This window comes from Methylobacterium sp. WL103 (genome assembly GCF_008039885.1).
Taxonomy (GTDB): Bacteria; Pseudomonadota; Alphaproteobacteria; order Rhizobiales; family Beijerinckiaceae; genus Methylobacterium; species Methylobacterium cerastii.
Genome location: NZ_VRUX01000235.1, coordinates 1 through 6,350, shown reverse-complemented (window position 1 = coordinate 6,350; position 6,350 = coordinate 1). Strand labels below are relative to the sequence as shown.

9 protein-coding genes are annotated in these 6,350 nt (G+C 72.1%); 8 read left to right on the top strand and 1 reads right to left on the bottom strand.

The genetic code is table 11. The annotated features are described in order from the left end of the window. Positions 1 to 952, top strand: a 952-nt coding sequence (locus FV222_RS14815) for an amino acid permease (RefSeq protein WP_147814860.1), incomplete at its 5' end; no start/stop codon positions are given. Positions 953 to 967: 15 nt separating this feature from the next. Here FV222_RS14815 and FV222_RS14810 read toward each other — a convergent pair. Beyond that, positions 968 to 1,615 (bottom strand): SAM-dependent methyltransferase, encoded by a 648-nt coding sequence (locus tag FV222_RS14810; protein WP_147752370.1) that lies wholly within the window; start codon positions 1,613 to 1,615, stop codon positions 968 to 970. A 236-nt stretch (positions 1,616 to 1,851) separates the two neighbouring features. Here FV222_RS14810 and FV222_RS14805 point away from each other — a divergent pair, with 236 nt between their 5' ends. The 7 genes from FV222_RS14805 (at position 1,852) to FV222_RS14775 (ending at position 6,285) form a co-directional block, all read left to right on the top strand. Then, complete coding sequence (locus FV222_RS14805) at positions 1,852 to 2,085, top strand: DUF2171 domain-containing protein (RefSeq protein WP_147752369.1); 234 nt, start codon at positions 1,852 to 1,854, stop codon at positions 2,083 to 2,085. Between the two features lie 149 nt (positions 2,086 to 2,234). Further along, a complete protein-coding gene (locus FV222_RS14800; RefSeq protein ID WP_147814858.1) occupies positions 2,235 to 2,441 on the top strand; it encodes a hypothetical protein in 207 nt (68 codons plus the stop codon). 276 nt (positions 2,442 to 2,717) lie between these two features. Then, positions 2,718 to 2,978, top strand: a complete 261-nt coding sequence (locus tag FV222_RS14795; RefSeq protein ID WP_147814856.1) for a phosphate starvation-inducible protein PsiF — start codon at positions 2,718 to 2,720, stop codon at positions 2,976 to 2,978. Between the two features lie 132 nt (positions 2,979 to 3,110). Further along, positions 3,111 to 3,293, top strand: a complete 183-nt coding sequence (locus FV222_RS14790; RefSeq protein WP_147814854.1) for a hypothetical protein — start codon at positions 3,111 to 3,113, stop codon at positions 3,291 to 3,293. Positions 3,294 to 3,366: 73 nt separating this feature from the next. Next, positions 3,367 to 3,936 carry a cupin domain-containing protein gene (locus FV222_RS14785; RefSeq protein ID WP_147814852.1) on the top strand — a complete coding sequence of 190 codons (570 nt, stop codon included), beginning with the start codon at positions 3,367 to 3,369 and terminating at the stop codon, positions 3,934 to 3,936. A 168-nt stretch (positions 3,937 to 4,104) separates the two neighbouring features. Continuing rightward, positions 4,105 to 5,418 carry an LLM class flavin-dependent oxidoreductase gene (locus FV222_RS14780; RefSeq protein WP_147814850.1) on the top strand — a complete coding sequence of 438 codons (1,314 nt, stop codon included), beginning with the start codon at positions 4,105 to 4,107 and terminating at the stop codon, positions 5,416 to 5,418. A gap of 114 nt (positions 5,419 to 5,532) precedes the next feature. Then, positions 5,533 to 6,285, top strand: a complete 753-nt coding sequence (locus FV222_RS14775) for a bacteriorhodopsin (RefSeq protein ID WP_147814848.1) — start codon at positions 5,533 to 5,535, stop codon at positions 6,283 to 6,285. Positions 6,286 to 6,350 lie beyond the last annotated feature (65 nt).

Below are 6,350 nucleotides of genomic sequence, written 5' to 3'. Positions count from 1 at the left end.
GCCCCTCGGCCTCGCGGCGGTCGCCGCGACCACGGCGCTGCGCCTCGGGGGAGGGCACCACGGCAACGCGATCCAGGTCGGCTTCACGCTCGTGAAGCTCGCGCTGATCGTGCTCTTCATCGTCGCGGGCTTTGCCGGCGGCGGGGGCGGTTCGATCGGCTTCCTGCCGAGCGCCTCCGACCCGGGGCAGATCTTCAGCGCCAGCTTCGCGGTGAGCCTCGTCTTCGTGATGTACGCCTACACCGGCTGGAACGCGGCGACCTACATCGTCGGAGACCTCGCCGACCCGCCGCGCAGCCTGCCGCGTGCGCTGTTCGTCGGCACGGGCGTCGTGCTCGTGCTCTACGTCGCCCTGAACGCGGTGTTCCTCTACACGACGCCGACGGCGGAGCTCGCCGGGCAGATCGAGGTCGCCCTGATCAGCGGGCGGCACGTGTTCGGCGAGGCGGGCGGCCGGCTCGTCGGCCTGCTGATCTGCCTCGGCCTGATTCCGACGATCAGCGCGATGATGTGGATCGGCCCGAGCGTCACCGTGGCGATGGGCGAGGACGTGCCGCTGCTGGCGTTCTTCGCGCGGCGTTCCCGAACCGGCGTGCCGGTGGCCGCGACCCTGCTCCAGGCCGCAATCGCCAGCCTCCTGCTCCTCACGCGGAGCTTCGAGGCGGTGCTGGAATTCATCCAGTTCGGCCTGATCCTGTCCTCGTTCCTCGCCGTCCTCGGCGTGATCCGGCTGCGCGTCACGCGGCCCGACCTGCCGCGGCCGGTTCGCGCCTGGGGCTATCCGGTCACGCCACTGGTCTTCCTCGGCGTGACGCTGTTCATGCTGGTCCACCTCGTCGCCTCGCGCCCGGTCCAGGCGCTGGCGAGCCTGCTCCTGATGGGGGTCGGCCTGGTACTGTTCCGCGTTGCGGACCGGCATGCCCGGCGCAGGGGCCGGGCGCCGGGGCGATGAGGCGGCACGACGCGATCAGCGCGCGGGCGCCGCCTCGTTCGCGCGCAGCACGTCGAGCCGGTACTCGGCGGTGCGCGATTGCTTCAGCACCTGCGCGAATCCCTTCGCGCCGGCGATGAAGCCTTCGGCCGCGTCGTCGCCCGAGAGCGGGTAGTGGGCGACCCCGAGCCAGTGCACCAGGACGATGTCGGCGCCGGGCAGCACCGCGCCCTCCACCCGGGCGACCAAGCGCGCGAGGTCGGCGCGGTCGAGGTAGTAGGCCACCTCCGAGATCACGATCAGGTCGAAGCGCCCGTCGGGCCATTGGCCGGGGACGGCGGCGAGCTGAAAGCGCGCGTTCGGGCAGTCGGCGCAGCGGGCGCGCGCGGCCTCCAGCACGGAGGGCACCACGTCGAGCCCGAGCACGGCGTCGCAGCGCCCGCAGAGCTGGTGCGTGAACACGCCGATGGAACAGCCGACGTCCAGGGCGGAGGCGTAGTGCGGCCGGGGCAGGGCTTCGAGGGTGGCCTGGTACTTGGCGCGCTCGTAGGCGCTGGTGGCGAACTTCCACGGGTCGGCTTCCGTGGCGTACATGCCCTTGAAGTAGTCCGTATCGAGGGATTTCGCGCGCCGGCCGGACTCCGTCACGGCCGGCTCCTGCGCCCCGGCCTGCGCGGCCGCCATCCCGAGCATCGCCCCGGCGGCGACGGAGCCCCCGGATCGCAGCAGGACACGGCGTGACGGTCGTCGGCTGTCGCGCACATGATCCTCACGGGTCGTCGGGTTTCCGATGAGCGCAACCTCACCCGGTGGCGGCGGTTCCGCGGGCGGCGGGCCGGTCGCCGGCCTCCGAGAGTTCACGCTCCCGGAACATCGGCCCCGCGGGCCCGGTTGAGAGGGCCTGATCGGGAGTGAAACGCATGGTCGACGTCGCAGAGATCAAGGAACACGCAGACGTCGTGGGGTCGGACGGAGCCCACGTCGGCACGGTCGACCACGTCGACAAGGGCGAGATCAAGCTGACGAAGAAGGACGCCGCGGCCGGCGGCCTGCATCACTACATCCCCGTCGACTTCGTCCAGTCCGTCGAGGGCGACACGGTGCGCCTCGACCGCCCGGCCGAGGAGGTCAAGCGCGAGTGGTCGACCTCCTGACCGAGCGAGCCGGGCCGTGCGCGACGCGCGCGGCCTCCATAGTGGGTCGCACGCGTTCGGCGTGGCCCGCGGCGAGGCCGGCCGACAGCCAGGCACGCACCCTTGCACCAAGCCGGCGACCGGCGTTCCGCAAGCTTTGACGAGCAGCGATGTCCGATGACGACACCGAGGCGTTTCTGCGCGACGTCCGCGCGGCGCTCGCAGCCAGCCCCCGCCCGGAGGACCCGTCCCTCGAAGCCCTGCAGCGCATCGCGACCTGGCTGCGCACACCCATCGCGGAGGAGACGCCGGCCGAGGACCGAATCGACGCAGCGGACGGGCCGCAACGGGACGATCCTGACATTCCGGTGGGGTAAGGCGCGTGTGGCCGGCGGACCCGCTGGGCGAGCGTCCCAAAACCCGAACGGGGCGGCCCCGCGTCGCCGGAGCGAGCAGGGCCGCCGCAGCGGATCGGGCGGATCTGCCGGCTGGCGATGCAGCGTTCACCAGAATGCGCCGGACAGGTTTCGGAAGGATGACCGGTGCCGCCGGACTCCACGGTGGGCGAGGGGCGCCGGCGATCAACGATCCGTGTGGGGTGGAACGCCGGCCAGCGCGCAGCCGTTTCTGGCGCCTCACCGGAGCATCCCGTCATGACGTTCAATCGCGCCGCCGCCGTCGTCGCCGGCAGCCTCCTCCTCGCGGTCCCGGCCTATGCGCAGGGCACGGCCCCCAGCCCCGGCGTGGTGCCCGGCTCGGCGGCGTCCGCACCGGCGCCGACGGGGAAGCCCGCCGTCCCGAGTGCGGAGCGGACCGCCAAGTCGAAGGACTGCTCGATGCAGGCCGACAACCAGGGCCTGCACGGCAAGGCGCGCAAGAAATTCCGCAACGCGTGCAAGCACGGCCTGAGCTGACCCGCCGGCCGGCGCCGCCAGATACTGATCGACGCGGACTCCGAAGCGTTCGGCGTGCCCGCTCGATCACGGGCGCCGTCGGACGCGCGGACCTTCAGGCCATTCCCCGAAGAACGCCAAGCCGGTCGCGACATGCCTGAAGACGTCATGGGCGACCGCGCGTTCTGGCTGTTTCTCGCGGTCGCGATCCCCGTCCTGTTCTTTCCGGTCGGCATCGCGCTGTGGAAGGGGCGAAACGTCGGCCCGGTGATCGCCCTCAACCTCGCGTTCTGGCCGGCGGCCCTGGCGCTCGCCCTAAGGACGCGGCGGCGATGACGACGCCCCGCTCGCACCGGCGTCCCGCAACCGGCTAGGATGCGCCGAACGGCCGGCGAGCGGGAGCCTTGCGATGCACGATCCTCACCAAGATACGCCTCACGAAGACACGCCTCACCAAGATACGCCCCACGACGACACGTCCCACGGCCATCCGCACGAAGGCGAGGCGCCGGGCGCCGCCACCGAACGCTGGAAGCACGACGGCGTGCGGGTGATCCCCGGCGACAAGCTCGACGCCAACACCGCGCAGACGCCGGGCATGTTCCGGCAGGCGGCGATCGACCATGCCCGCGTCGGCGCGCAGAAGATCTGGGCCGGCACCGTGGCGATCGAGCCCGACGCCAAGACCGGGGTGCACCATCACGGCGCCCTGGAGAGCGTGATCTTCGTGCTGTCGGGGCGCGCCCGGATGCGCTGGGGCGACCGGCTCGAATACGTCGCGGAAGCCGGCCCCGGCGACTTCATCTTCGTGCCGCCCTTCGTGCCGCACCAGGAGATCAACGCCTCGCCCGACGAGACCCTGCAATGCGTGCTGGTGCGCTCCGACAACGAGGCGGTGGTGGTCAACATCCCCGACGTCGAGCCGGTGGAGCGCCCCGAGGCCGTCCACTGGGTCGACCCGATCCACAAGCACCCGTAAGGCGAGGCTGGAGCCGGGCTCTCCGGTGCGTGCGCAGGCTCGGCTGAAACGGCCCGCCGCCCGGTGCGTTCTCGCAAGGCGGGCGGTGGGACTCCAGGCTCGCGCGAGCTTCACGACCGGATGGCGGGGTAGGGCACCTTGGGACAGGACACCGCGAGACACGGCACGATGCGCCTCGGTGCGTTCTTCTACGCCACCGGCCACCACGTGGCGGGGTGGCGCCATCCGTCGAGCGAGGCCGACGGCGGCCTCAACCTCGAACGCTACGTCGGCTGGGCGCAGCGGGCCGAGGCGGCCAAGTTCGACCTCGTCTTCCTCGAGGACGGCTCCGGCATCCGCGACGGCAACCTGCGCTCGTCCGAGCGCACGGCCCGCTCCACCCACTTCGAGCCGGTGACACTGCTCTCGGCGCTGGCCGCGGTCACCCACCGGATCGGGCTCGTGGCGACCACATCGACCAGCTTCAACGAGCCCTACAACGTCGCCCGGCGCTTCGCCTCCCTCGACCACCTCAGCGGCGGCCGGGCCGGCTGGAACCTCGTCACCTCGACCACCGACGCGGAAGCCGCCAACTTCGGCGAGGCCGGCATCGCCCGCCACGGCGACCGCTACGCCCGGGCCGAGGAATTCGTCGACGTGGTGCTCGGGCTGTGGAACACCTGGGACGACGACGCGGTCGTGATCGACCGCGCGAGCGGCCAGTTCTCGAAGCCCGACGGCTTCCGCCCGCTGAACCATCGCGGGACGCATTTCGAGGTGCGTGGACCGCTCAACATCTCGCGCACGCCGCAAGGCCAGCCCGTGGTGGTGCAGGCGGGCTCGTCGGGGCCGGGCAAGGATCTGGCGGCCCGCACCGCAGAGGTCGTGTTCACCGCCAACCAGACGCTCGCGGAAGCGGTGGAGTTCGCCGGCGACCTCAAGGCGCGCCTGCCGCGGTTCGGCCGCAGCCCCGACGACCTCAAGGTGATGCCGGGCCTGTTCCCGGTGGTCGGGCGCAGCGAGGCGGAGGCGCGGGCCAAGTTCGAGGCGCTGCAGGACCTGATCGACCCGGTGGTGGGCGTCGCCCTGCTCGAGCGGATGGTCGGCAGCTTCGACCTCTCCGGCTTCGATCCCGACGGCCCGGTGCCGGAGCTGCCGGAGGCCGAGGGCGCCAAGTCGCGCCAGCAGCTGATGTTCGACCTCGCCCGCCGCGAGGGCCTGACCCTGTGCCAGCTCTACCTGCGGATCGCCGGGGCGCGGGGCCACTCGCAGATCGTCGGGACGCCCACGCAGATCGCCGACGAGATGGAGGCGCGCTTCCGGGCCGGCGGGGCCGACGGCTTCAACGTCATGCCGGCGACCCTGCCCGGCGGCCTCGACGACTTCATCGAGCTGGTCCTGCCGGAGCTGCGCCGGCGCGGCCTCGTCCGGACGGAATACGCGGGCCGCACCCTGCGCGACCACCTCGGCACCCGTCCGCCCGCGAGGGTCCCGCGCCCGTGATGGCGCCGCGCCCGCGACAACGCGCCGGCGCAACGATCGGAGGTGGGGGGGGATTGGGCTCGGGCGCTGCCACGTTCCCGGACGCGCTTTCATCCCCCGACCGACGAGACAACGATGACGCCTCAATTCTGGCTGTGGCTGGGCTGCGCCGGCATGGCCGCCGGAGCCGCCGCGATCCTGTTCCTGGCGAAGCGGCGGACGCCCACCGAGGAAGCCGACGGGATCATCCACGGGATCGTGCCGATCATCGCCGCCTGCTCCTACTTCGCCATGGCGACGGGGCAGGGCAGCATCACCCTCCCGGCCGGCCCCGACGCGGCGGACGTCGCGCGGCAATTCTACGTCGCGCGCTACATCGACTGGACCTTCACCACGCCGCTCCTGCTCGTCGGGCTCGCGCGCACCGCGATGCATTCCGGCATGCGCCGGCAGGCCGTGGTCTGGGGCCTCGTCGGCTCCGACCTGATCATGATCGTCACGGCGCTGGCCTTCGGCCTGTCCGAGGTCGTCGCGGTGAAGTGGACCTGGTTCGCCATCTCCTGCGGCGCGTTCCTGGCCGTGTTCTACGGGATCTTCGTGCAGCTGCGCGAGGAGAACGCCGCCGAGCGGGCCGACGTGCGAAAAGCCTTCCTGCGCAACGCCGTGTTCCTCACCGGAGTCTGGTGCGCCTACCCGGTGGTGCTCCTCGTCGGCCAGGACGGCCTCGGCCTGCTCTCGCCCGCCGTCGCGCTCGCCGTGGTCGCGCTCCTCGATCTGACCGCCAAGGTCGCCTACGGCATCATGGCGACGATCGAGACGACCCGCGCCGTCGATCGCGACCTGGCCGAGGGAACGGCCGCCGCCAAGCCGCTGCGCCGGGCGGCTTGAACCGCAGGGCGGTCCGCGCGTCTCGTCCGCCCCTCGCGGCGGCCGACGCCGCGAGGGGCGGACGA